Consider the following 26,375-nt stretch of genomic DNA (forward strand, 5'->3'; position numbering starts at 1 on the left):
CGATGTGGATCCAAAGTCAGGCGCGCTTGCCGCGCCGGAAGTCGCGCCGGCGGCCCTTGGGCGCGGGCTTGGGTGCGAGTTCCGGCATCTCGGCCTGGACCTCGCGGTAGCGCGCCAGCATCCGTTCGAAACTGGCATGCAGTGTCTCGGCGATGTCGGGACGCCGCTCGAGGCCGGCGAGGACCGTCGCGGCCGCCTCGATGGTCGAGAGCCCGTCGCGGCGCGGCTCCTTGCGCAGACGTCCGTAGCGCGATGGATGCGCCGGATTGAGGATCACGCGCTGGCATTTCAGCATCCAGGGATTGCGCCACCACAGCGCTTTGGCCTGACTCCAGGTGCCATCGAGCAGCACCACGCCCTCGAGCTTGCCGAGGATCGCGCGCTGGTTCTCCGCGACCTCGCCCTTGCGGTTGAGCGCCACGATCTCACCTTCGGCCTCGAGATCGGCGGCGCGGGCCGAGCCTAGGTAGAGCACGGCCCAGCGCGCGGCATTCTCGACCGGCCGCCCCAGCGCCTTGGACAGGCTCGGCCAGGACAGGCCGACCCGCACGGTGGCATCGGCAAAGTGCTTCGCTAGCAGCCGCGCGGTGCCGAGCGCCCTGTCCTGCTCCTGCGGATGCTGCAGGATCAGCAGCGAGAGCCGGTTCTCAATGGGCGTGACGCTGTCGCAGATGCACAGCGGCATCGGCTTCTGGCAGTGCGGGCATTCGGGGATCGCCTCGGGCGGGGCGGCCGTCGTCTCGGATGGGTTCGACATGGTCGCCGCTATACGCTTCGCGCGTCGCTGCAACAACCTATTCCGCCGGCGCGGGCAGCGGACGCGGCTCGGATCGGCGCCGCAGGCGGTCGATCAGGAGATAGATCACGGGCGTGGTGTAGAGCGTCAGGATCTGCGAGACGAACAGGCCGCCGATGATGGTGATGCCGAGCGGGCGGCGCAGCTCCGTGCCGGGGCCGGTCGCGACCACAAGCGGAATGCCGGCGAACAGCGCTGCCATTGTCGTCATCAGGATCGGCCGGAAGCGCGCCTGGCATGCCTCGAAGATCGCCTCGGCCGAGGACAACCCGCGCCGGCGCTCGGCGTCGAGCGCGAAGTCGACCATCATGATGCCGTTCTTCTTGACGATGCCGATCAAGAGGATGATGCCGACGAAGGCGATCACCGTCAGCGGCGTGTTGGTCAGCTGCAAGGCCAGCAGCGCGCCGAGCCCGGCCGAGGGCAGCGTCGAGATGATCGTGAGCGGATGGGCGAGGCTCTCGTAGAGCACCCCTAACACGATGTACATCGCGATCAGCGCGCCGAGGATCAGAAGCGGCTGACGGCTGCTGGTCCTGGCGAAATCGCCGGCATTGCCGTCGAAGCTGCCGCGAATGCCTTCGGGCATGTGCAATTCCTCGACCGCGCGCTGGATGTTTTGCGTCGCGGTCTGCAGCGGCACGTCCGGCAACAGATTGAACGACACCGTGGTCGAGGGGAACGACTGGGAATGATAGACCGCGAGCGCCGCGAGCCCGCGCGTCGCGTGCACCACGGCCGACAGCGGCACCTGAACGTCATTGGCACCCGCGACATAAATGCGTTCGAGGTTGGAGGGATCGACCTGGAACTTCGGGTCGATCTCCAGCACGATCATGTACTGGTTGCGCTGGGTATAGATGATCGAGATCTGCCGCTGCGCGAAGGCATTGTTGAGCGCATTGTCGATGTCCTGAACCCTGACGCCGAGCGCCGAGGCCTTTTGGCGGTCGATGGAAAGCGTGAGCTGAAGCCCACCAGGGTCGCGGTCACTGGAGATGTCGGTGATGCCTTCGACGCTCTCCATGCGTTTGGCCACGATCGGGGCCCACTTCTGCAACAGGCCGAGATCGGTGCTGGACAGCGTGTACTGGTAATCGGAATCGCTCTGGCGCCCGCCGGCGCGCACGTCCTGGGCGGCGAACATGAAGAGGCGGATGCCGGGGACGGGATACAACGCGTGCCTGAGGCGATCGATCACGACCTGCGTCGAGACGTGGTCGCGCTCCTCCGGCGGCTTCAGGCTGATGTACATGACGCCGCGGTTCGAGGTCGCTCCCCCCGGCCCACCGCCGGCGCCGACGGTCGAGCCGATGCCGGCGACGGCCGGATCCTGCATCACGATTTCGGCGAGCCGCTGCTGCAGGCCGAGCATCGACTGGAACGAGATGTCGGCCGAAGCGCGCGTCGCCCCGATGATGAAACCGGAATCGTCGGTCGGGAAATAACCCTTGGGGACCTTGATGTAGAGCGTCACCGTGAGCGCGATGGTGGCGAAGAACACCAGCAGCGTCAGCAGCGGAAATTCCAGGACGGTGCGCAAGGTGCGAGCGTAAAAGGCGACGATGCGCGACAGCGAGCCTTCGATCATCCGATCGAACAGGGTCGCGGTGCCGGAGGTGGTCTGGCGGATGTAATGGGCGCAGATCATCGGCGTGACCGTGAGCGACACCAGTGTGGAGACCAGGATCGCGAAGGTCAGTGTCAGCGAGAATTCTCGGAGGAGACGGCCGACGATGCCGTCCATGAAGATCAGCGGCGTGAACGCGGCGATTAGCGACAGGCTGATCGAGACCACAGTGAAGCCGATCTGCTTCGCGCCCTCCTGCGCCGCCCGGAACGGCCGCATGCCGTGCTCGAGATTGCGGAACATGTTCTCGATCATGACGATGGCGTCGTCGACCACGAAGCCGACGGAGATCGCCAGCGCCATCAGCGACAGATTGTCGATCGAGAAGCCCGCGACCCACATCCCAGCGCAGGTGCCGGCGAGCGCCAGCGGCACCGAGATGCCGGCTGCGATCGTCGGGGTCAGGCGGCGCAGGAACACGAACACCACGACCATCACCAGGACCGCGGTCGCCAGCAGGGTCCACTGCATGTCGAGCACGCTGGCGCGGATCGTGCCGGTGCGGTCGACCAAAGTGGAGATTTCGACGCCGGCCGGGATCCACTGCCTCAGCGCAGGAATCAGCGCCTTCACCCTATCGACGGTGTCGATGACGTTGGCATCGCCCTGCTTGGTGATCTGGATCAGCACCGCCGGCTGCTTGTTGAACCAGGCGATCGAACGGGCGTTGCGGACGGAATCCTCGACGTCGGCGACGTCGGAGAGCCGCACGAAATTGCCGTTGGAGCTCTTGATGACGATGTCGCGGAACTCCTTCGCGGTACGCATCTGCCGATTGAGCGCCAGCGTCTCGCTCTGGCGCTCGCCGTTGAAGATGCCGACCGGTCCGAGCGGGTTGGCGTTGATGATCGCGGTCCTGACGTCGTCGGTGGCGATACCGGCGTTCGACAGCGCGACGGGGTTGAGCTGTACCCGCACGGCCGGCTGGTCGGCGCCGGACACCGTGACGTCACCGACACCCGGCACCTGCGAGATTCGCTGCGCGAGCACGGTGTCGGCGACGTCGTAGATCGCGCTTGCCGACAGCGTCTTCGAGGTCAGCGCCAGCACGAAGACGGGCGCGCCGGCCGTATTCGCTTTACGGAAGCGCGGCAGCATCGGCAGATCGCTCGGCAGGTCGACCATCGCTGCGTTGATCGCCGCCTGCACGTCGCGTGCGGCCTTGTCGATGTTGCGGCCGATGTCGAACTGGAGCTGGATGCTGGTCGTGCCGAGGGTCGAGGTCGAGGTGATCTGGTTGATGCCTGCGATCTCACCTAACCGCCGCTCCAGTGGCGAGGCGACCGTGGCCGCCATCACGGACGGGTCGGCGCCGGGCCGGCTGGCCGAGACGAAGATGGCGGGGAAGTCGACGTTGGGGACAGAGGCGACGGGAAGGAACTCGTAGGCGACGACACCCAGCAGGAACAACCCGATCGACAGCAGCGTGGTCGCGACCGGCCGGCGGATGAAGGGCTCCGAGATCGACGCCATCACTGCATCCCCTCGGTCGCGCCGGCGACCGGCGGGCCGCCGGATTCGGCCGGCGGCAGCGCCTGCTCGAGGCGGCGGTTGATGCGGTCGAGCGCGAGATAGATCACGGGCGTGGTGTAGAGCGTCAGCAGCTGGCTGAGCAGCAATCCGCCGATGATGGAGATGCCGAGCGGAAAGCGCAGCTCGGCACCGGTGCCGCTCTCGATCGCGAGTGGCAGCGCGCCGAACAACGCCGCCAGCGTCGTCATCATGATGGGACGGAAGCGCAACAGACACGCCTGCACGATCGCCTCGTTCGGCGACATGCCTTGCCCGCGCTCGGCCTCGAGCGCGAAGTCGATCATCATGATCGCGTTCTTCTTGACGATGCCCATCAACAGGATGATACCGATCAGGCCTATGACCGAGAGATCCTGCCCGCACAGCACCAGCGCCAGGATCGCGCCGACGCCGGCCGAGGGCAGCGTCGAGAGGATCGTGATCGGGTGGATATAGCTCTCATAGAGCACGCCCAGCACGATGTAGATCGTGATGACGGCGGCGAGCAGCAGCCAGGGTTGTCCGGCGAGCGCCTTGGCGAATTCGGCGGCATCGCCCGCGTAGACGCCGACGATGCTGTTGGGCATTTCGATGCGGGTCTCGATCGCCTTCACGGCCTCGACGGCATCGCCGAGCGCCGCGCCGGTCGCCAGGTTGAAGCTGAGCGAGACGGATGGGAATTGCGCCTGGTGCGAGATCGCGAGCGGCGCCGTGGTCCGCTTCAGCGTCGCCACGGCCGAGAGCGGCACCTGGGCGCTGGGCGCGCCGACGGTCGTGCTCGCGGCGCCCGGCAGATAAAGCTTTGACAGGATCGAGGGATCGCGCTGGTACATCGGCAGCGCCTCCAGCACCACGCGGTACTGATTGGCCTGGCCGTAGATGGTCGAGATCTGACGCTGGGCGAACGCATCGTTGAGCGTGTCGGTGATAGCCTGAAGGCTGACGCCGAGCTGTCCGGCGCGGGTGCGGTCGACATCGAGCTGTGCGCGCAGGCCGCCCTCCTGCGCCTCGGAGGAGACGTCGCGGAACAAGGGATCGCGCCGCATCTCCGCAACCAGCTTGCGCGCCCATTCCGAGACCAGCGTCGCATCGGTGCCGGTCAGCGTGTACTGGTATTGCGAGCGGCTCGACTGGGTCGATATCTGCACGTCCTGCACCGGCTGGAAATAGATGGTCATGCCGGGGATGCCTGACACCCGTTCCTTCAACCGGGCGACGACGCCTGCGACATCGTCACGCCGCTCGCCGCGCGGCTTCAAGCTCATGACGAGCCGGCCGACATTGGTGGTCGGGTTGACCGAGCCGGCACCGATCACCGAGACCACACCCACCACATCAGGGTCGGCCTTGATGGCATCCGCCGCTTCGGCCTGCCGCTTCTGCATCTCCGCGAACGACACGTCGGGCCCGGCCTCCGTCACCGCCGTGATCGAGGCGGTGTCCTGCAGCGGCAGGAAGCCCTTGGGCGCGACCACATAGAGCACCAGGGTCGCGATCAGCGTGGCGAAGGTCACGACCAGCGTGGCGCGCTGGCGTTCCAGGACCCACAAAAGCGATCTGTGATAGGCATCGACCGTGCGGTCGATGAAGCGGCTGATCGCGGCCAATCCCGGCACCGCCAGCTCCTCGTGGGCATGCTTGAGCAGGCGGGAGCACATCATCGGCGTCAGCGTCAGCGAGACCACCGCCGAGGTCACGACCGCGATGGTCAAGGTCAGCGCGAATTCGCGGAACATGCGCCCGACGAGGCCAGACATGAACAGCAGCGGGATGAACACCGCGATCAGCGACACCGTCAGCGAGATCACGGTGAAGCCGATCTCGCTGGCGCCTTTCAGCGAGGCTTCCATCGCGCTCTCGCCATTCTCCATGTGGCGGACGATGTTCTCGATCATGACGATGGCATCGTCGACGACGAAGCCGGTGCCGATCGTGAGCGCCATCAGCGACAGATTGTCGAGGCTGAAACCGGCAAAATACATGATGCCGAAGCTCGTGATCAGCGACAACGGCAGCGCGACGCCGGCAATCAGCGTGGCACGCAGCGAGCGCAGGAACAGCAGCACCACGAGCGTCACCAGCACGACGGCAAGAACCAGCGTGAACTGCACGTCGCGCACCGAGGCGCGGATGGTGACGGTGCGGTCAGAGACGATGGTGAGGTTCACACCGGCCGGAATCGCGCGCTGCAGTTTCGGGATCTCTGCGCGGATCTGGCTGACGACGTCGATGACGTTGGCGCCGGGCTGGCGCTGGATGTCGATGATGACGGCCGGCGTGCCCTGGTACCAGCCGCCGGTGCGGTCGTTCTCGAGGCCGTCAATGATCTGAGCGACGTCGCCGATGGTGACCGGCGAGCCGTTGCGATAGGCGATGATGACGGGCTTGTAGGCGTCGGCGGCGGCGATCTGATCGTTGGCGGCGATGATGTAGGATTGCTGCGCGCCGTCGAGCGAGCCCTTCGGCCCCGAGACATTGGCATTGGCGATCGCGGTGCGCAGATCCTCCATGGCGATGCCATAGGCGGCAAGGCGCGCCAGATCCGCCTGGATGCGCACCGCCGGCTTCAGCCCGCCGAGCACCGAAACGCGCCCTACCCCTGAAATCTGGCTCAAACGTTGCGCCAAAATCGTATCCGCGATGTCGCTCATCACGCGCAGCGAGATCGTGTCGGAGCGCAGCGCCAGCGTCATCACCGGCGCATCTGCCGGGTTCACCTTGGCGTAAGTCGGCGGGTAAGGCAGCGTCTTGGGCAGCACGCCGGCCGCCGCGTTGATCGCGGCCTGCACGTCCTGGGTGGCGCCGTCAATATCGCGGTTGAGGTCGAACTGGAGCGAGATCTGGCTGACGCCGAACGAGCTCGTCGAGTTCATCGCCGACAGCGAGGGGATCTGGCCAAGCTGCCGCTCCAGCGGCGCGGTGATCAGCGAGGCGATCACGTCCGGACTCGCGCCCGGAAGCTGCGTCGTCACCTGCACGGTCGGGAAATCAACCTGCGGCAGCGCCGAGACCGGCAGCGCGAAATAGCCGAGCAGCCCGCCGATCAAGAGCGCAATGCCGAGCAGCGAGGTCGCGATGGGCCGCCGGATGAAGGGTTCGGAGACACCCATGGGTTATGCCTGCCGCTTCAAGCGGCTGTTGTCGGGATCATGGCTGCTTGGCTCCACTTCCCGATGCCCCCGGCCCCGGCGCCGGCCCAGTCTGCCCCTTCTGGTCGCCTTCGCTGCTCTTGCGCTTGGCACGGAACTCACCGTCCTTGCCCTGCCCGTCCTTCTGGCCTTCCTTGGCACCATCCTTCTTCTGCGCGTCCGGCGCGCGCGAGCGCTTGCGCGGGGCAAGATCGGCCGACGGGGTCTGGTCGTCGCGGCCCACGATCACCTTGGAGCCGTCGGACAAATTGGCAAAGCCCGTGGTGACGACCTTGTCGCTCGGCGAGAGGCCGCTGGCAATCACCGCGTCGTGCTCGTTCTGCTGGGTCACTGTCACGGGCTTGGCCGAGACGACGTTGTCCTCGCCGATGACGTAGCTGAAGGTCCCAATCGGACCACGCTGCACAGCAGAGGTCGGCACCACCAGCGCCTGCGGCAAGGTCTCGACCTTGAGGCGGACATTGACGAACTGGCCGGGCCAGAGCTGGTAATTGGCGTTTGGAAATTCGGCCTTGAGCTTGAGCGTGCCGGTGGTCTGGTCGACCTGGTTGTCGATGCCGGTGAGCTTGCCGGTGTCGATCACCGTGATGCCGTCATTGCCGAACACGTCGACCGCGAGTGTGCCCTTTGCGGCGGCGGCGTTGACGCGCATGATCTGCTGCTGCGGCAGGCTGAACCACACCGCGATCGGCTGCAATTGCGTGATCACCACGAGACCCGTGGTGTCGGAGGCGTGGATGATATTGCCCTGGTCGACCTGGCGCAGGCCGGCGCGGCCCGAGATCGGCGCCACGATCTTGGTGTAGCTCAGCGTTGCCGCGGCATTGTCGATAGCGGCCTGATCGGCCTTCACCAGCGCCTCGGTCTGCGCCACCAGCGCGCGCTGGGTGTCGGCCTGCTGCTTGGAGCCGGCATTGGTCGCGGCGAGCTGCTCGTAGCGCGCGAGATCGATGCGCTGGTTGGCGAGCTGGGCCTGATCCTGCGCCTTCTTGGCGACCGCCTGATCGTACTGCGCCTGATAGATCGCCGGATCGATCTCGGCGAGCACGTCGCCCTTCTTGACATCCTGGCCTTCGGTGAAGTTGACGGCGATCAGCTTGCCGTCGACCTGCGAGCGCACGGTCACGGTGTTGAGCGCGCGGATCGCGCCGACGCCGTCGAGATAAACAGGCACGTCCTGGATGCGCGGGCTCGCCGCCAGCACGGGCACCGGCAGATCGGGGCGCTGGTTGCGGTTGTTGGCCTGTTGCTGATGCGTGACGGTCCAGCCGAGATAACCGAGCCCGCCGAGGATCGCGAGCGTGATCAGGGGCATGATCAGGCCGCGGCCGCGCGACTTCTTCGCCGCCCCTTCCTTCGCGTCTTGCTTCGTCTCCGGCTTAAAGAGCATTGACCGGTTTCTCCATCCTCGGCTCCCAACCGCCGCCGAGCGCCTGGTACAGGCTGACGATGGCGAGGAGCCGTGCGAGTTGGGCCTGCGACAGCGCGTCCTCCGCCTGAAACAGGGTCAGTTGGGTGTTGAGCACGGTCACGATGTCGGCAGTGCCGGCGCGCAATTGCTGCTCGGAGAGATCGAAAGCACGGCGCGAGGCGGCAACGACGTCGCGCTGCAATTGCAGCTTGATCGTGGTCTGCTTGATCGAGAACAGCGCATTGTCGACGTCGGCAAAGGCCTGGATGATGGTCTTGCGGTAAGTCTGGAGCAGCTCGTCCTGTCGCGCCTTGGCGAATTCGAAATTGCCGAGAATCCTGCCGCCGTCGAAGATCGGCTGTGTCGCGCTGCCGACAAGCTGGAAGAAGGCGGCATGCGGCTGGAACAGCGAGACCAGCGCCGAGCTCTGATAGCCGCCATTGCCGGTGAGCTGAATGGTCGGAAAGAATTGGGCGCGGGCATTGCCGATGTTTGCGGTGGCGGAGGCGAGCTGGGCTTCCTGGCGGCGAATGTCCGGCCGCTGCGTCAGGAGCTCCGACGGTAGACCAGGCGTGACGCGTGGGATCGCGATCCGGTCCAAGGAGCCGCCGAGCACGCGCACGCTCTCCGGCGGGCGTGATACCAGAACAGCCAGCGCATTGGCGTTCTGGTCGAGTGTCTGGCGCAACGGCGGCACCAAGGCCTTCTGGTTGGCGAGCACGCTCTCCTGCTGGGCGACGTCGAGATCGGTGCCGGTGCCGGCCCTGCGCCGTTCCTTGACCGCATCGAGGATGCGTTGCGCGCTCGCGATGTTGCGCTGTGAGGTCCTGATGCGGTCCTGCGAGGCCAGCAGCTGGAAATAGGCATTGGCGACGGCTGCCAGCGTCGTCAGCGCGACAGTGTCGCGATCGAAGCGGTTGGCGTTGGCCGTTTCCTCCGCCGTTTGCAGCGCATCGCGGTTCTGGCCCCAGAAGTCGAGCTGGTAGCTCGCGCTCAGCGAGGCCGAATAGTTGACGACCTCGCGTCCCCCGATGGACAGGCCCGAGGCGCTCGAGCCCGAGGTGCGCGAGTAGGTTTCCGATCCGGCCGTCGACACGCTCGGCAGCAGCGCCGCGCCCGCCTGCCGCGCCTGGGCGTCGGCCTGGACGATGCGCGCGACCGCGGCGGCGATGTCGAGGTTGACGGTCTGCGCCTCCTCCATCAGCTGGGTCAGCTCTGCAGAGCGGAAGCCACGCCACCAATCCAGCGATGGCGGCGCATCGCCTTTGCCGGCATATTTGTATTGCGTGGGTACGTCGAGCGCGGGATCGGGGAGATCCTGGGTCAGCACGCAAGCGCCCGAACCGGCGGCAAGGCACAACACCGCAATCCATCGCGCCGCGCGCAGCGTCCGGAATGCAGAACCGAGAGACCGCCGCGAGGCGATCGCTGGAACTTGCTGTGTCACATCCACCCCCCGCCGGGCAGATCGAGCCGCCGCCGTGCAGCCGGATTAGCCGATTCGCGGCGGGACAGTCGGAAGGCTTTGGATAACGCGTTCACAGCGGTGATGCTTTCTGCGGAACCTAAGATCCATACTAGCCGGGCGCGGAACGGCGGGACAGGGCCGCAGTTGCGAGATGCCCGTGCCAACGGGGCGGGAGCGAACTGACCAAAATGTAAAATGTGCCTGTCTCGCAGGGACTTCTCTCATTACGAAACATCGGGAAACGTGAGCAAGCTTACCAAGATTTCATGTGATATTGCGGCCACACCGGCCGCCGAGCTCCTTCAATCCAACCGCATCACGCGGCTTCAGCTCAGTCGCGCCCTCTGGGCCGCCCTGTAAGACCCGTCAATATGCCGAAAACGAAGCCGTCCATCGTGCCGACATCGCTTCGAGCTTCCGAACGCTGTGGCAAAAAATGGTCCCAAGACCGCTCATCACGAGAGTCATCGTGCCGTGCCCTGACGGAGTTCGGCCATTTCCTCCTACCGGTATCCCGTCTCGCGGCCGAGCGCATCATCGCCGATCTCGCCTCTCAACCATATCACGGTTTGGGCGGGCGTTTCGGTCCGGTTCGCCGCAACGCAAAAGCCTTCCCCTTTGGCCTCCCAAGCACTAGGTTCTGGCGAAACCTGATCAAAACCCTTTGGTAGTGATTTCCCCCAAAATGACCATTCGCAACGACGTTGTCGAAGCCATCGGCAACACCCCGCTGATCAAGCTGAAGCGCGCCTCGGAATTGACCGGATGCACCATTCTCGGCAAAGCCGAGTTCATGAATCCGGGCCAGTCGGTCAAGGACCGCGCCGGCAAATGGATGATCCTGGAGGCGGAGAAGCGTGGCGAGCTCAAGCCCGGCGGTCTCGTGGTGGAAGCGACCGCCGGCAATACCGGAATCGGGCTTGCGGTCGTGGCGAGCGCGCGCGGCTACCGCACGCTGATCGTCATCCCTGAAACGCAGAGCCAGGAGAAGAAGGATTTCTTGAAGCTGTGTGGTGCCGAGCTGATCGAGGTCCCGGCCCTTCCCTACGCCAACCCCAACAACTACCAGCATGTCGGCCGCAGGCTCGCCGACGAGCTGCGCAAGACCGAGCCGAACGGCGTGCTGTTCGCCGACCAGTGGAACAACCTCGACAACGCCAAGGCGCATTACGAGTCGACGGGCCCAGAGATCTGGGAGCAGACCGGCGGCAAGGTCGACGGCTTCATCTGCTCGGTCGGCACCGGCGGCACGCTGGCTGGCGTCAGCCGCTATTTGAAGGAGAAGAACAAGAACATCCGCATCGCCTGCGCCGATCCGCATGGCGCCGGCATGTACGAATATTTCAGGACCGGCGATCCCAAGGCGACGCCCGGCGGTTCGATCACCGAGGGCATCGGCCTCAACCGCGCGACTGCGATCGTCGAGACCGCCAAGGTCGAGGACGCCTATCTCATTCCCGATGCCGAAGCCGTCACCGCGATCTACGAGCTGCTCCAGCACGAAGGCCTGTGCCTCGGCGGCTCGACGGGCATCAATGTCGTCGGCGCGATGCGACTTGCGAAGCAGCTCGGGCCCGGCAAGACCATCGTCACCGTGCTGTGCGATTCCGGCAGCCGCTATCTGTCGAAGCTATTCAATGCGGACTTCATGCGCGCCAAGAACCTGCCGGTGCCGGAGTGGCTGGAGAAGCGCAGCAACATCAAGCCGCCCTTCGTGTGATCGTCGCGGGAAGGCTCACGTCCGCGACGCATGCTCACGAGGCGCCCCCCGCGGCTCGATCCATTTATGTGACGTCGCCGCGCTCCGAAGCTGCGGCACAATAGTTGCGCCAGAACTGGCGATATCCCGCCTCCACCCTGCGCGTGTAGATCTCGACATTGCCAGCCGGCGAGGCTGCGATCTGGGCCGGCAATTCTGTGCGGAGCTTCGCCAGATGAGCCGGCTGCGCCGCATATTTGCACGCGATCGCGGCATAACCCTCGTCATCCTCGGTGACCCAGTCGCCAAGACCGACGGCCGCGACGATCGAGCCGCCGGCGCGCGACGAGGCGCCGTTGCCGAGCTTTGCGACGACCGGAACACCGGCATAGAGCGATTCCCAGGTGCTGATGCCGCCATTTTGCGGAAACGTATCGAGCGAAATGTCGACGTTCGCGAAGGCCAACAGATGCTCGTGGCGCGAGGTCGAGCCCATGCAGGTGATATTCTCTGCGCCGATGCCCTGTGCCACGAACCGCGCGACCAGGCTGTCGCGCAGCAACGGATCATCGAGCAGTCCATGCTTGATGATGATCTTCGATCCGGGCACCGCGCGCATCACCTTCGACCACACCGCTATGGCTTCGTCCGAGATCTTGTAGATGCGGTTGAACACGCCGAAGGTCACATAGCCGTTGCGGAGCATGGGCAGGTCCGACGACGGAATGTCCAGCACGGGTTCAATGGTGATCAGACATGGCAGATCGTGAACCTTCTCGACGAGCAGATGTCGGGCCGATTGCGGAATGAAGACCGGATCCGCGAGAACGTAATCCATGGTCTGAAGGCCGGTCCCCGTGGCGTGACCAAAACCCGTGACCTGGATCGGCGCGGGCCTGCGAGCAAACACATGAAGTCTGTTGCCGGTCGTATGCCCTGATACGTCGATCAGGATATCGACATTGTCCGCTTGGATACGGTCGGCCAGCTCGTCGTCCGAAAGCTGCCCGGCGTCGACCCAGACGTCCGCCAGAGGCTTAAATCGTTCGGTCATCTCATCCGGCAACGGCCAGCAGGAATAGCAGATGATCTCGAATCTTGCGTGATCATGATGGCGCAGCACGGGCAACAGAGTGAGCGCGGCCGAGTGGTTTCTGAATTCGGATGCGACATAACCGATCACGATACGCTTGTCCGGATCGAGCTGGCGCGGCGCCAACGTCCTTCGCGGTAATTTGGCGCCGACCGCATCCCACCAGGATTTTCGGGCCTCCTGCTGAACCGCGAAGCCGGCTTCGGAGAGATAATCCAGCAAGAAGATCTTGCGTGCGATCGCGTCCGAATAACCCGGGCTGAGCTCGAGCGCGGCATCGAGATGCTGAAGCGCCGTCGCGATGTCCCCCTGGCTTGCATAGCACGACGCCAGCAGCGCCATTCCGATCTCGGACCGTGGATTTTCCTCAAGCAATGTCTTGACGGCCGCGATCGCCTGCGCCGTATTTCCTAGCAGGATATTGACCTGCGCTTTCCCGCGCAGCGCCAGCTCGAGCGTAGGCGATTGCGCCAGCGCCGCCTCGAAATCGGCGGCCGCCTGCTCCAGGCGCGACAGGTCGAAATTGAGCCGTCCGCGCTGCGCCAGCATCCTCGCCGAATTGGGCTTGATCGCGAGCCCTGCTGCGAGCGCGGATTCCGCCTCATCGTAGTGCCGACGCTCGATGCTCACCATGCCCTTGCCGGCGATCGCTTCCGCGTGACGCGGCTGAAACAACAGGGCGCGATCGAAACTTTCATTGGCACGCTCGAACTGCCCCATCATCAGTTCGGCCATGCCGCGATTGCAGAAGGCATCGGCATAGTCCGGCTTCAGGCGGATGGCGCGATCGTGCAATTCGATTGCCTGCCCGGGGAGATTCATGTGCAGCAACGTATTGCCGAGATTGGTGAGAGCCAGCGGAAAGTTCGGCTTCAGGGCGATGGCCTTCTCCTGGCAGCGGCGCGCATTCTCGAATTTCTTCAGGTCGAAGTAGACGGTCGCGAGATTGCTGTAGGCCTCGTGCGAACGCGGATCGAGCGCAATCGCGCGCTCGAGCAGCTGTTGCGCCTCCTCCAGGCGCCTGCCGTCATGGGCGCACAGGCCGAGCAAATGCGTGGCATCGAAATGGTCCGGCAGCGCTTTCAGGATCTCGCGGCAAAGCGCCTCGGTCTCCACATATCGGCCCTGGCCATAGGTGCTCGCCGCGGCGGAGATGACGGCGTCCGCCTGCTTCATCAATTTCTTCTGCAATCGCGCGTTCTGGAATGCGCGCGCGCCGGCGCCGCTGCTGTGCAAGGTATCTCTCCGGAAGGTGGCCGCGCGGAGAGTCTAGCTGATTCGTCGTCGAGGCCGCCCGGTCGGCTGGATCGGCAAGACTCCCCCGGGGTTTCCCGGTGCTCAGGGCAACATCCGGCACAGGCTTACGCGAGGTCTCCGCCTTCTATCGCCGCGGCACAATAGTCGCGCCAGAACTGGCGATATCCCGCCTCGACGTTCCGCGTGTAGCTCTCGACATTGCCGGCGGGCGAAGCTGTGATCTGGCCCGGCAACTCCGCCCGCAACTTCGCCAGATGGGCCGGCTGCGCCGCATATTTGCACGCGATCGCGGCATAGCCTTCGTCATCCTCGGCGACCCAATCGTTGAGGCCAACGGCCGCGACGATTGAGCCGCCGGCACGCGACGAGGCGCCGTTGCCGAGCTTGGCCACGACCGGAACGCCGGCATAGAGCGATTCCCAGGTGCTGATGCCGCCATTTTGCGGGAACGTGTCGAGCGAAATGTCGACATTCGCGAAGGCCCGCAGATGTTCAGCGCGCGGGGTCGAGCCCATGCAGATGACGTTTTCTTCAGCGATACCTTGTTCCACGAACCGCGCGACCAGACGGTCGCGCAGCAAGGGATCGTCGAGCAGCCCGTTCTTGATGATGATCTTCGATCCGCTCACCGCGCGCATCACCTTCGACCACACCCTGATGGCCTCGTCCGATATCTTGAAGATGCGGTTGAACACGCCGAAAGTCACATAGCCATTGCGGAGCATGGGAAGCTCCGAAGGCGGCACGTCCAGGATGGGATCGATCGTGATCAGGCAGGGCAGATCATAGACTTTTTCGGCCAGCAGATGCCGCGCCGATTGCGGAATGAAGATCGCGTCGGCGAGCACATGGTCCATGGTCTGAAGGCCCGTCCCGGTGGCGTGCCCGAAACCCGTGACCTGGATGGGGGCCGGCTTGCGGGCGAAGACCTGAAGCCTGCTGCCAGTGGTATGTCCGGACACATCGATCAGAATATCGATACCATCGGCCTGAATACGATCGGCCAGCTCGTCATCCGAAAGCTGCGCGGCATCAACCCAGACGTCCGCAAGCGGCTTGAATCTCTCCGTCATCTCATCCTGCAACGGCCAGCAGGAATAGCAGACGATCTTGAACTTGGCGTGATCATGATGGCGCAGCACCGGCAGCAGAGAGTACGCAGCCGAATGGTTCCTGAATTCGGACGCGACGTATCCGATCACGATCCGCCTGTTCGGATCGTGCTTGCGCGGCAACAGCGTCCTTTGTGGGAGCTTGGCGCCGATCGCATCCCACCAGTATCTTCGCGCCGCCTGCTGGGCCGCGAAATCGGCCTCCGGTAGATAATCGAGCACGAAAATCCTGTATCCGATAGCTTCCGGAAAGTCAGGCGCGATCTCCAGCGCCGCGTCGAGATGCTGGAGCGCCGTCGCGATGTCTCCCTGGTTCACATAGCAAGCCGCCAGAAGCGCCAATCCCATCTCGGATCGCGGATTGACCTCGAGCAGCGTCTTGACGCCCGCCATCGCCCGCGCGGTGTTCCCCCCGAGAATGTCGATCTGCGCCCTCCAGCACAGCGCGAGCTCGTGCCGTGGCGATTGCGCCAGGGCCGCATCGAGGTCCGCGGCCGCCTGCTCCAGCCGGGACAGGCTCAGATTGAGCCGCCCACGCTGCAGCAGAACCCTAGGTGAACCTGGCTTGATCGCGAGCGCTGCGTCGAGGGCGGCAGCCGCCTCCTCGAAGTGTCGCAGCTCGAGGCTCACCATGCCCTTGCCGGCGATCGCTTCCGCGTGGCGTGGCTGAAGTGACAGGGCACGATCGAAGCTCTCTTTGGCGCGCGCGAACTGGCCTGCCATCAATTCCGCCATACCGCGGTTGCAAAATGCATCGGCATAGTCCGGCTTCAGCCTGATCGCGCGTTCGTGCAGCCCGATCGCCTCTTTGCCGAGGCCGATGTGCAGCAGCGTATTGCCGAGATTGGTCAGGGTGATCGGACAATTCGGCTTCAACGCAATGGCCTTCTCCTGGCATGCACGTGCGTCGTTAAACTTCTCTAGCGCGAAATAGACAGCCCCGAGATTGCCATGCGCATCGGGCGAACGCGGATCGAGCGCGGTCGCACGCTCGAGCAGGAATTCCGCCTCATCGAGCCGCCCGCCGTCAAACGCGCGCAGGCCGAGCAGGTGCGTGGCGTGGAAATGATCCGGGACCTCTTTCAAGATCTCACGGCAGAGTGTTTCGGCCTCGGCAAGTCTGCCCTGCCCGAGCGCCTCGATCGCGAAGGCCATGACGGCGTCCGCCTGCTTCTTCAGCTTCTTTTCCAGTCGCGCATTCTGGTATGCGCGCGCGCCGGCACTGCTTTGCAAGGTCTCTCTCTCCGGAGGATGGTCCGATAAGAGACGAGCTGATTCGGATGGTGCCAAGCTTGCCGTCAGTTGGACCGCGACGCCGCGGAGCTGCAGAGGCTCAGCGCAGAATCTGGCTCAGGAACAGCTTCGTGCGGGCGTGCTGCGGGGCGGCGAAGAACTCCTTCGGCGTGTTGGCCTCGATGATCTGGCCGGCGTCCATGAACACGACGCGGTTGGCGACCTCGCGGGCAAAGCCCATCTCGTGAGTGACGACCAACATGGTCATGCCCTCCTCCGCGAGGTCGACCATGGTGTCGAGCACCTCCTTGACCATCTCGGGGTCGAGCGCCGAGGTCGGCTCGTCGAACAGCATCACCTTCGGGTTCATGGTCAAGGCCCGGGCAATCGCGACGCGTTGCTGCTGGCCGCCGGACATCTGCCCCGGAAACTTGTTGGCCTGGTGCGGGATCTTGACCCGCTCCAGGAACTTCATCGCGGTCGCCTCGGCATCCCTCTTGGGAATGTTGCGGACCCAGATCGGCGCCAACGTGCAATTGTCGAGCACAGTCAGATGCGGGAACAGATTGAAGCTCTGGAACACCATGCCGACTTCGCGGCGCACGGCATCGACGTGCTTGAGGTTGGGACCGAGCTCGATGCCGTCGACGACGATCTCGCCCTCCTGGAATTCCTCCAGCGCATTGATGCAGCGGATCAGCGTGGACTTGCCGGAGCCCGACGGCCCGCAGATCACGATGCGCTCGCCCTTCTGGACCTCGAGGTCGATGTCGCGCAGGACGTGGAATTCGCCATACCATTTGTTCAGGCCGGAAATCTTGACGATGGGGTCGGACATGGTGGCCTCGATCAGTTGCGGCGGTGGGCGTTGAGACGGTGCTCGACGAATAGCGAGTAGCGCGACATTCCAAAGCAGAAGATGAAATAGATGATCCCGGCGAAGGCGAAACCGGTGAACGCGGTCGACGGCGTCGACCATTTCGGATCCGAGAACGAGGCGCGCAGCGAGCCCAGGAGGTCGAACAGCGCCACGATCGAAACCAGCGAGGTGTCCTTGAACAGCGAGATGAAGCTGTTGACGAGGTTCGGAATGACGTGACGCAGCGCCTGCGGCAGCACGATCAGCGACGTCGTCTTCCACCAGGACAATCCGAGGGCGGCCGCCGCCTCGCCTTGGCCGCGCGGGATCGCAGCGAGCCCACCGCGGACGTTCTCGGCCTGATAGGCGCCCGTGAACAGCGCAATGCCGATCAGCGCACGGACCAGACCGTCGACGGTGAAATTGCCGGGCAGGAAAAGGGGCAGCATATAGGTCGCGAAGAACAGCACGGTGATCAGCGGCACGCCGCGCCAGAACTCGATGAAGGCGATCGAGAAGATCCGGATCAAGGGAATGGTGGAGCGGCGGCCGAGCGCCAGCGCAATGCCAATCGGCAGCGAGGTGACGATGCCGGTGACGGAGACGACCAGTGTCACCAAAAGGCCGCCCCAGAGATTGGTTGCCACGACCGGCAATCCCCCGTGGTCGAGGCCCATCAGCTTGATAACGATCGCGATGCCGATGAAGGTGGCGATGCTCGATGCCAGAGCCCGGCCGCCGGTGCGAACGCCACCGCCAAGAACGAAGGCGATCAGGCAGACAATCGCGGCCGTGATGGCGAAATCAGCCCAGACCGGCTGCCCCATGCCCTGAATATAATCGCGCAGCCAGGTGAGCGGAAAGATCAGCCATTGGATCGCTGTGCCGAGCAGCACGACGAGGCTTCCGACGACCCACAGCAGCGGAGCGATGGCGGACGTCTTGCCCAGGCTGAGCAGCGCCTGCCCGGCACCGACGATGCTTTCGTCGAACAGTTGCAGCAGGCCGGCCGTCCAGCTCAGGCCGAAGCCTTTGATGCCGCCGCCGTGCAGCAGGAAGAATGCGACCACCGGAAAAGCGGCGAAGAACAGGCCGGCATTCAGGCTCTTCGCCGGCAGCCGCGGAACGAGCAGCGGCAACAGCAGGACGGCTGCGAGCAACAGCGTCAGATTCACCCGCCAGCGCTCGGCCTCGGGATAGAAGCCGTAGATCAGTTGCGGGAGCTTCGCCTGAATGTAGGGCCAGCAGGCGCCGACCGCAAAGCCGGCGTTCTCGGCGAGGCAGGCGGTGCGGTCCTGACCGCTCCAGACCGCATCGACCATCAGGAACTTGACGGAGGGAACGATGGTGAACCAGAGCAGCAAGGCGCCCAGGATCGTCAGCAGGATGTTTGTCGGCGAGTTGAACAGGCGCGTGCGCATCAGCCCGATGAAGCCCGTGGTCTTCACCGGCGCGGGACGCTCGGCGAGCAGGTCCCTGCGGACGAAGCTGGACGAGATGACATCGCTCATGCGCCCAGACTCCGGCTGACGCGCCAACCGTAAACGCTCATGACGGCGCTGGTGAGGAGTGAGATCAGGAGATAGATGCCCATCGTCATGGCGATGATCTCGATCGCCTGCCCGGTCTGGCTCAGCGACGTGCCGGCGAACACCGACACCAGGTCAGGATAGCCGATCGCGACCGCAAGCGAGGAGTTCTTGGTGAGATTGAGGTACTGGTTGGTCAGCGGCGGTACGATGACGCGCATGGCCTGCGGCACGACGATCAGGCGGAGCGTGGCGCCACGGCTGAGACCGAGCGAGGATCCCGCCTCCATCTGCCCCTTGTGAACGGACAGAATGCCGGCGCGCACGATCTCGGCAATGAAGGCGGCGGTATAGGTCGACAGCGCCACCGTCAGCGCCACGAATTCCGGGATGATGCGTGAGCCGCCGGCGAAGTTGAACCCCCTAAGCTGCGGCAGCTCGAAGCTGAAGGGCAGACCAAACACCAGCACGGTGGCGAGCGGCAATCCGAACAGCGCCCCCAGCACATAGGGCCAGATCCGGATCATCCGCCCTTGCTGAAACAGCGCGCGCCGCGCATGGAAGCGCAGCAGCAACGACGCGACGATGCCGAGCGCCAGCATCGCCAGGAACGGCTCGAGGCCGCTCTGGCCGATCGGACTGGGGACGACGAGGCCGCGATTGCTGAGAAAGGCAATGCCCAGCAGCGAAATGCTCTGCCGCGGATTGGGCAGTGCCGCCAGCACCGCAAGGTACCAGAACAGGATCTGGAACAGCAGCGGCAGGTTACGGATGACCTCGACATAGATCTCGCCGACGCGCGACAGCAGCCAATTGGGCGACAGCCGGCACAGCGCGACGATGAAGCCGATCACGGTGGCGAAGACAATGCCCACCACAGAGACCACGAGCGTGTTCAACAGCCCGACCACGAACACGCGCAGGAACGTGTCCGAGCCGGTATAGGAGATCAAGGTCTGGTTGACGTCGAAGCCGGCATTGTTCCTGAGAAAGCCGAAGCCGGCGGCGATGTGCTGGTTTTCGAGATTGGCGCGAGCATTGGAGACGATCTCGTAGCCGATCCAGCCGAGGATCGCCGCGAAGGCAAACTGGACGGCAACGCCGTTCCAGCCTGCCTTGCCGCCCAGCGCGCGCCGGATCTTCAGCGCGATCTGGAGCGGCGGTTTTCGGGCCTCGGTGCTCATGCCGCTGCCGGCCGATCAGGGGTGATCAGCGGATCGGCGGCGCGTACTGAAGACCGCCCTTGTTCCAGAGATTGTTGAGACCGCGATTGATGGCGAGCGGCGAGCCGGCGCCGACGTTGCGATCGAACGCTTCGCCGTAATTGCCGACCGCCTTCACGATCCGCACCACCCAATCCTTGGTCAGACCGAGCTGTTCGCCGAAATTGCCGTCGCTGCCGAGCACGCGCTTCAACTCCGGGTTTTCCAGTTTCGCCTTCTCGTCGACGTTCTTCGAGGTCACGCCGAGCTCTTCAGCGGTGATCATCGCAAACAGCGTCCATTTCACGATGTCGAACCACTGGTCGTCGCCGTGGCGCACCATCGGGCCGAGCGGCTCCTTCGAGATGATTTCCGGGAGCACCATGTGGTCGTTGGGATTGGCGAGCTTGAGGCGATTGGCGTACAGGCCGGACTGGTCGGTGGTGAAGACGTCGCAGCGCCCGGCTTCGTAGGCCTTGACGGTTTCGTCGTTGGTGGCGAATGCGATGACCTCGTACTTCATGTTGTTGGCCTTGAAGTAGTCGGCGAGATTTTGCTCGGTGGTGGTGCCTGTCTGCACGCAGACAGATGCGCTGTTGAGCTCAAGCGCCGAGTTCACCTTGAGCGACTTCTTCACCATGAAGCCCTGCCCGTCATAGTAGGTCACGCCGGTAAAATTGGCGCCGAGCGAGGTGTCGCGCGAGATGGTCCAGGTGGTGTTGCGCGAGAGCACGTCGATCTCGCCGGATTGCAGCGCCGTGAAGCGGTCCTTGGCGGACAGCGGTACGAACTTGACCTTGGTCGGATCGTTGAAGATCGCGCCGGCAATGGCGCGGCAGACGTCGACGTCGATGCCGGTCCAATTGCCCTTGTCGTCGGGCGATGAGAAGCCCGGCAGGCCCTGGCTGACGCCGCAGGACAGCATGCCCCGGTCCTTGACGGTCTTGAGCGTTTGCGCGTCGGCGGCTTGGGCGGCGAGGCCGGCGGCGAGAGCAAGAGTGAGAGCCAGGGTTACGCGTTTCATGGGCTTTGGGCCTTTCAAGGTCGTCTCAAGGTCAGGAATGTTGTCTCAGGATCGTCTCTGCCAGGCGGGAGCCTGGCAAGAGTCATGCTGGAAAACGTTGCCGAACACTCGCCGATCTCGGGAGGCCATACCTTCATCCCCGCCGCTGGCGCCCGCCATTTTTGGCTGTGACGCAAAGTCCGGTCAGGCGATGGATCGAAGGTCGCGGCAGGCCCCTCAACATGCGGCGACTGAATAGCACCTGCGCATCACAGAACGACTGGCGAGCCGGGTCAAGGGGTTGACGGGACTCTTCTGTATTCTGTTATTAACGACAGCGGCCTTTCGGCCGGCCCGCGGGCGCGATGCGTCCGGTGGAAACGCGGTTTTGAAAGCAGACGCATGGATTCCTCGCACCCCCAAGAGCAGCACGCCGAGACCCGGCTGGTCACCTCCGGCCGCGACACCAAGGCGCAGAAGGGGTTCGTCAATCCGCCGGTATTCCACGGCTCGACTGTGCTCTATCCGACCGCCGAGGACCTGCACGCCCATCGCGGCGAGTTCACCTATGGCCGCCACGGCACCCCGACGACCAAGGCGTTCCAGGATACGCTGATGGCGCTGGAGGGGCCGCAATGCGCCGGCGTCGGCATCGTGCCGTCAGGCCTGTCGGCGATCTCCACCACCCTGCTCTCGGTGCTGAAGGCTGGCGACCATATTCTGGTCGTCGACAACGTCTATCGGCCTTCGCGCAATTTCTGCAACGGCATGCTGACCCGCTATGGCGTCGAGACCAGCTATTTTGATCCGCTGATCGGCGCCGGCATCGACAAGCTGTTCAAGCCCAACACCCGTGCCGTTCTGGTGGAGGCGCCGGGCTCGCAATCCTTCGAGATGCCTGACATCCGCGCCATCGCCGAGGTCGCGCATGCGCGCGGCGCGCTCGTCATCGACGATAACACCTGGGCAACCCCGCTCTATCACCGCTCGCTCGAACAGGGCGTCGACATCAGCATGCAGGCCGCCACCAAATATATCGGCGGTCATTCCGACATCATGTTCGGCACCATTTCGGCCAACGCCAAGGCTTGGCCGCAGATTGCCGAAGGCATCCGCCTGCTCGGCGTCTGCGCCGGTCCCGATGACGTCTTCCTGGCGCTGCGCGGCCTGCGCACGCTGTCGGTGCGGCTGGCGCAGCATCACCGCTCCGGGCTCGACATCGCGCGCTGGCTCGCAGACCGTCCCGAGGTCGCGCGCGTGCTGCATCCGGGCTTGGAGACCGATCCCGGTCACGCGATTTGGAAGCGCGACTTCACCGGCGCCTCGGGCCTGTTCAGCATCGTGCTGAAGCCGGCGCCGCAGAAAGCCGTCGACACCATGCTCAACACGCTCAAGCTGTTCGGCATGGGTTTTTCCTGGGGCGGTTTCGAGAGCCTCGCAATTCCCTTCGATTGCGATGCCTATCGCACCGCGACCAAGTGGGCGCCCGGCGGCCCGACCCTGCGACTCCACATCGGCCTCGAAAGCACCGACGATCTCAAAGCCGATCTCGATCGCGGCTTCGCTGCCCTGAAGGCGGCAATGTGAGCCTGCTCACAGGGCATCGTGCGCGAGGACACGGCATCGCACGCCGCGGGAACGTGCACACGCCGTAAACGTTAACGCCGATGCGCCAACAAATGGTTTGATCCTCAAGCATTTGGCGCTAGCCTAATCGACTCCAATCCGGACCCGGAGCATGGGAACGTTGGTTCTGCTCGATCTCATGGGCGGCGTTGCGCTGTTGTTGTGGGGCTTGCACATGGTCCACAGCGGGATCTTGCGCGCCTTCGGCCCCGACCTGCGGCGCCTGCTCGGAAAGGCACTCAGCAACCGCGCCAGCGCCTTCGCCGCCGGCCTCGGGCTCACCGCGCTGCTCCAGAGCAGCACGGCGACGGCGCTGATCACCTCCTCGTTCGCGGCCGAGGGTCTCGTCAGCCTCGCCGCCGCGCTCGCCATCATGCTCGGGGCCAATGTCGGCACGACGCTGATCGTCCAGGTGCTGTCGTTCAACATCGCCGCCGTCGCGCCGGTGCTGTTCGTGCTCGGCCTTGTCGCCTTCCGCGCCGGCCCGCGCTCGCGGATCAAGGACATCGGCCGCGTCTGCATCGGCCTCGGCCTGATGCTGCTTTCGCTGCACATCCTGCTCGACACGCTGGCGCCGGCGGAGAACGCACCCGGCGTCCGCGTCGTGATGTCGGCGATCACGGGCGATCCCATCCTGTGCATCGTGATCGCCGCCCTCGTCACCTGGGCGGTGCATTCGAGTGTTGCCAGCGTATTGCTGATCATGTCGCTGGCCTATGCGCAGTTCGTCACGCCCTATGCGGCCCTCGCACTGGTGCTCGGGGCCAATCTCGGCAGCGCCATCAATCCCTTGTTCGAGGGCGCCAGGCGCGACGATCCCGCGAGCTATCGCCTGCCGGTCGGCAATCTCGTCAACCGCGTGGTCGGGATTGCGCTCGTCCTGCCCTTCCTGGGCGCGATCGCGGAGCACATGCACGCCTGGCAGCCCGATCTCGCCAAGATGACGGCGGCTTTCCACATCGTCTTCAATGTCGGCACGGCCGTGCTCTTCATCGGACTGCTCGACACCATGTCGCGCCTGCTGACCCGGCTGCTGCCTGATCGCGTCAAGGAGGCCGATCCGACCCGCTCGCGCTATCTCGACGAGACCGCGCTGGAGACGCCGTCACTGGCGCTCGCCGACGCCGCCCGCGAGACCTTGCGCATGGGCGATCTCGTCGAGGTCATGCTGCGCAAGGTGATGGCCGCGATGATGACCGGCGACCGCGCGCTGGTCGACCAGGTCTCGAAGACCGACAACCTCGTCGACGGTCTCGACGAGGCCATCAAGCTCTACGTGACGAAATTGATGCGCGGCAGCCTCGACGAGAGCGAAGGACGGCGTGCGATGGAGATCATCTCCTTCGCCATCAACCTCGAACATATCGGCGACATCATCGACAAGAGCCTGAGCGAGCTCGCCACCAAGAAGATCAAGCGGCGCTTTCATTTCTCGGCGGAAGGGGCCGAGGAGCTCGCCGCTTTCCACAAGCGCACGATGGATTCGCTGCGCATCGCCTTTGGCGTCTTCATGTCGGGTGACGCCAACGAGGCGCGCAAGCTGCTGGTGGAGAAGACGGCGCTGCGCAACACCGAGCTTGCCGCGGTCGAGCGCCATCTCGATCGCCTGCGCGAGGGCCGCCCCGAAACCATCGAAACCACGTCGCTGCATCTCGACGTGCTGCGCGACCTGCGCCGCATCCACTCGCATATCTGCTCGGTCGCCTATCCCGTGCTGGATGCGGCCGGGGAGCCCTATCGCAGAACCGAGGCGGAGACGGCCGCCCTGCCCGCGTCAGGCGCGGCCTCGGCGCTGCCGCGATAACATCTTGGATCAGCGGTCCAGCGTCTTCGAGGCAGTGCCGCGGTTCTTCCAGATCAGCATGATGTTTCTGATGTAGATGACGGTCGCGAGCGACTGTCCGAGGATGATCACGGGCTCGCGCTTCACGACGCCGTAGACCAGCGTCATCAGCCCGCCGCCCATCGAGCAGAACCAGAACGCCATCGGCACCACGCTGTTGCCGGCGCGCTCGCTCGCGATCCATTGCACCAGGAAGCGCGCGGTGAAGAACAGCTGCGCGACGAGGCCGAACGCCAGCCAGAAGTCGAACTTGGCGACGAAGACGTCGTAGAGATAATTGCTCAGCGCCTGACCGTATTGGATGATCATGCATTCACCTCGGTCACCTCAGGCGTCGGCTTCTTGCGGCGGATCAGCCACCACACGCCGGCGAGATCCATGATGCCGATCCACAGCCGGTCGAAGAAGCCGTAGTTCGATACGCCTGAATGTCGCGGCCGGTCGATCACGTCAACATAGGCAATGTCGTAGCCTTCGCGGCGGACCAGCGCCGGCAGGAAACGATGCAGCCCGTCGAAATAAGGCAGCATCAGGAAGACGTCGCGCCGGAACGCCTTCAGTCCGCAGCCGGTGTCGCGCGTGCCGTCCTTCAGGATGGCATTGCGAACGCCGTTCGCCACGCGCGACTGGAATTTCTTGAAGCCGGTGTCCTTGCGCCCGACGCGCTGGCCGGCGGCGAGACCGACGCGCCCTGCCCCCTTCTCGACCGCCGCGATCAGGTTGGGCAGGAAGGCCGGATTGTTCTGGCCGTCGCCGTCGAGCGTCGCCACGATCGCCCCGCGTGCCGCGCGCACGCCGCTGCGCACGGCCGCGGATTGGCCGCCCGACCTCGCATGGCGGAGCTGACGCAGATTGCTCCGCTGCTTCATGATGGCGGCAAGCCGCTCACCGGTCGCATCGGTCGAGCCGTCGTTGACGTAGATGATCTCATAGGCCCAGCGGCCATCGAGCACCGCCGTGATCTCCTCGATCAAGGGCGCGATGTTGTCGGCTTCGTTGCGCACGGGAACGACGATGGAAACCGAAGGCTGGGACGTCGACAAATCGAGGCTCGTGGTTGGAATTGACCTGGCCTAGGGAACCGGCGTCCCGGCAGGCAGCCGCTTTTATGGGGCGGATGCCCCGCGGGCAACCTTTTTGAGGCGGTCCGAAACCGTCCCTGAAAGCGGCACGATGGTGCCGTCGGCGCGGATGGCAAAGCCGAGCCTTCGGGCCGCAAACCAGTAACGGACGGCCATGGCGCCAACCATGCCGACCAGGGCGCCGGCCACGACATCGCTTGGGTGATGCGCGAGCAGCACCAGGCGCGTCAGCAGGATCACGATTGCGTAAGTGAACATGAACAGGCGCAGGCGCGGCCACAATGCCGACACGGCAAACGCCAGGGCGAACGCTGCCACGGCATGGCCTGACGGCAGGCTGGCATAAGCCCCCGTCCCTTCGAACGGGATGAAGTTGAATGGATTGGCCTGGCCGCCGACGAACGGACGTCCGCGGCCGATGAGATATTTCAGGATCTCAGCGACGAAGGCTGACACGGCAACCGACAGGAACATGAATTGCAACCGCGTGCCGAAGCCGAGCAGCAGCGCGCGGCGGCTTCCGTGCAGCCCGGCCGCGACAAAAGCCAGCGCCACCAGCGCAGCCCCCAGCACCGAGAGCACATACTCGTCCTTGCCGAAATCGGTGAGGATGCGGATCGGCCATAGGCTGGGTGTGCCGCGCGGCGGCATCAGCAGGATCTCGGTCTGATCGAACCCGACCATCAGCACGATGACCAGCGCTGCGCCCGCTGCGCTAAGCCAGAGCGAGTGCCGTGCCAGCCTTCGGGCGGCCTCGGCCCGGCGCGAATGTGATGGCGACCGCACGAGCTGCACCAGGGCGCCCCAGGACACGGCAAGCAACTGCGCGGGATAGCCGCCACGCGGCGCAATGTCGGTCGGGGCACCCATC

General features: G+C 64.6%; 17 protein-coding genes. 3 read left to right on the forward strand and 14 right to left on the reverse strand.

Annotated elements, in window-relative coordinates; translation table 11 throughout:
* Nucleotides 1-16: 16 nt before the first annotated feature.
* Genes P6U29_RS21930 through P6U29_RS21950 form a run of 5 tightly spaced genes read right to left on the reverse strand, consistent with a single transcriptional unit; the run spans nt 17 to nt 9,951 of the window.
* Entirely contained in the window at nt 17-757 is a 741-nt protein-coding gene (locus P6U29_RS21930; RefSeq protein ID WP_407112229.1) for a tRNA-uridine aminocarboxypropyltransferase, read from the reverse strand.
* Between the two features lie 37 nt (nt 758-794).
* Nucleotides 795-3,899: an efflux RND transporter permease subunit gene (locus tag P6U29_RS21935; protein WP_407112230.1), complete on the reverse strand. Its 3,105-nt coding sequence runs from the start codon at nt 3,897-3,899 to the stop codon at nt 795-797.
* On the reverse strand, nt 3,899-7,048 hold the full coding sequence (locus P6U29_RS21940; protein WP_407112231.1) for an efflux RND transporter permease subunit: 3,150 nt from the start codon (nt 7,046-7,048) through the stop codon (nt 3,899-3,901). Before P6U29_RS21940 ends, P6U29_RS21935 begins: the two co-directional genes overlap by 1 nt.
* Nucleotides 7,049-7,085: 37 nt before the next feature.
* Nucleotides 7,086-8,477 carry an efflux RND transporter periplasmic adaptor subunit gene (locus P6U29_RS21945; protein ID WP_407112232.1) on the reverse strand — a complete coding sequence of 464 codons (1,392 nt, stop codon included), beginning with the start codon at nt 8,475-8,477 and terminating at the stop codon, nt 7,086-7,088.
* A complete protein-coding gene (locus P6U29_RS21950) occupies nt 8,467-9,951 on the reverse strand; it encodes an efflux transporter outer membrane subunit (RefSeq protein WP_407112233.1) in 1,485 nt (494 codons plus the stop codon). Before P6U29_RS21950 ends, P6U29_RS21945 begins: the two co-directional genes overlap by 11 nt.
* Before the next feature lie 700 nt (nt 9,952-10,651).
* Between P6U29_RS21950 and P6U29_RS21955 the strand changes: the two genes are divergently transcribed.
* Nucleotides 10,652-11,686, forward strand: coding sequence for a cysteine synthase A (locus tag P6U29_RS21955; RefSeq protein ID WP_407112234.1), 1,035 nt, complete (start codon nt 10,652-10,654; stop codon nt 11,684-11,686).
* A 64-nt stretch (nt 11,687-11,750) separates the two neighbouring features.
* Here P6U29_RS21955 and P6U29_RS21960 read toward each other — a convergent pair whose 3' ends face one another.
* From P6U29_RS21960 to P6U29_RS21985, 6 genes are all read right to left on the reverse strand, one after another.
* Nucleotides 11,751-13,994, reverse strand: coding sequence for a tetratricopeptide repeat protein (locus P6U29_RS21960; protein ID WP_407112235.1), 2,244 nt, complete (start codon nt 13,992-13,994; stop codon nt 11,751-11,753).
* A gap of 125 nt (nt 13,995-14,119) precedes the next feature.
* A complete protein-coding gene (locus P6U29_RS21965; RefSeq protein ID WP_407112236.1) occupies nt 14,120-16,360 on the reverse strand; it encodes a tetratricopeptide repeat protein in 2,241 nt (746 codons plus the stop codon).
* A gap of 100 nt (nt 16,361-16,460) precedes the next feature.
* Nucleotides 16,461-17,198 carry an amino acid ABC transporter ATP-binding protein gene (locus P6U29_RS21970; RefSeq protein ID WP_407112237.1) on the reverse strand — a complete coding sequence of 246 codons (738 nt, stop codon included), beginning with the start codon at nt 17,196-17,198 and terminating at the stop codon, nt 16,461-16,463.
* Nucleotides 17,199-17,209: 11 nt separating this feature from the next.
* The gene (locus P6U29_RS21975; protein ID WP_407112238.1) at nt 17,210-18,730 is read right to left on the reverse strand and encodes an amino acid ABC transporter permease; all 1,521 of its coding nucleotides are present in this window, start codon (nt 18,728-18,730) and stop codon (nt 17,210-17,212) included.
* The gene (locus tag P6U29_RS21980; RefSeq protein ID WP_407112239.1) at nt 18,727-19,932 is read right to left on the reverse strand and encodes an amino acid ABC transporter permease; all 1,206 of its coding nucleotides are present in this window, start codon (nt 19,930-19,932) and stop codon (nt 18,727-18,729) included. The genes P6U29_RS21975 and P6U29_RS21980 overlap by 4 nt, the downstream gene beginning before the upstream one ends.
* Before the next feature lie 25 nt (nt 19,933-19,957).
* Nucleotides 19,958-20,974, reverse strand: a complete 1,017-nt coding sequence (locus P6U29_RS21985) for an amino acid ABC transporter substrate-binding protein (protein WP_407112240.1) — start codon at nt 20,972-20,974, stop codon at nt 19,958-19,960.
* A gap of 381 nt (nt 20,975-21,355) precedes the next feature.
* Here P6U29_RS21985 and metC point away from each other — a divergent pair, with 381 nt between their 5' ends.
* Both metC and P6U29_RS21995 read left to right on the forward strand, forming a co-directional pair.
* Complete coding sequence (metC, locus tag P6U29_RS21990) at nt 21,356-22,540, forward strand: cystathionine beta-lyase (protein ID WP_407112241.1); 1,185 nt, start codon at nt 21,356-21,358, stop codon at nt 22,538-22,540.
* Between the two features lie 151 nt (nt 22,541-22,691).
* A complete protein-coding gene (locus tag P6U29_RS21995) occupies nt 22,692-24,383 on the forward strand; it encodes a Na/Pi cotransporter family protein (RefSeq protein WP_407112242.1) in 1,692 nt (563 codons plus the stop codon).
* A gap of 9 nt (nt 24,384-24,392) precedes the next feature.
* Here the strand turns inward: P6U29_RS21995 and P6U29_RS22000 are convergent, their stop codons facing one another.
* The 3 genes from P6U29_RS22000 to P6U29_RS22010 all read right to left on the reverse strand — a co-directional run bounded on the left by P6U29_RS22000 (nt 24,393) and on the right by P6U29_RS22010 (nt 26,374).
* Nucleotides 24,393-24,731 carry a lipid-A-disaccharide synthase N-terminal domain-containing protein gene (locus P6U29_RS22000; RefSeq protein ID WP_008559030.1) on the reverse strand — a complete coding sequence of 113 codons (339 nt, stop codon included), beginning with the start codon at nt 24,729-24,731 and terminating at the stop codon, nt 24,393-24,395.
* Nucleotides 24,728-25,465: a glycosyltransferase family 2 protein gene (locus P6U29_RS22005; protein WP_407112243.1), complete on the reverse strand. Its 738-nt coding sequence runs from the start codon at nt 25,463-25,465 to the stop codon at nt 24,728-24,730. Before P6U29_RS22005 ends, P6U29_RS22000 begins: the two co-directional genes overlap by 4 nt.
* 63 nt (nt 25,466-25,528) lie before the next feature.
* Entirely contained in the window at nt 25,529-26,374 is an 846-nt protein-coding gene (locus P6U29_RS22010; RefSeq protein ID WP_407112244.1) for a phosphatase PAP2 family protein, read from the reverse strand.
* Between the last annotated feature and the right edge of the window lies 1 nt (nt 26,375).

This window comes from Bradyrhizobium sp. LMG 9283 (assembly GCF_045571415.1).
GTDB lineage: Bacteria > Pseudomonadota > Alphaproteobacteria > Rhizobiales > Xanthobacteraceae > Bradyrhizobium.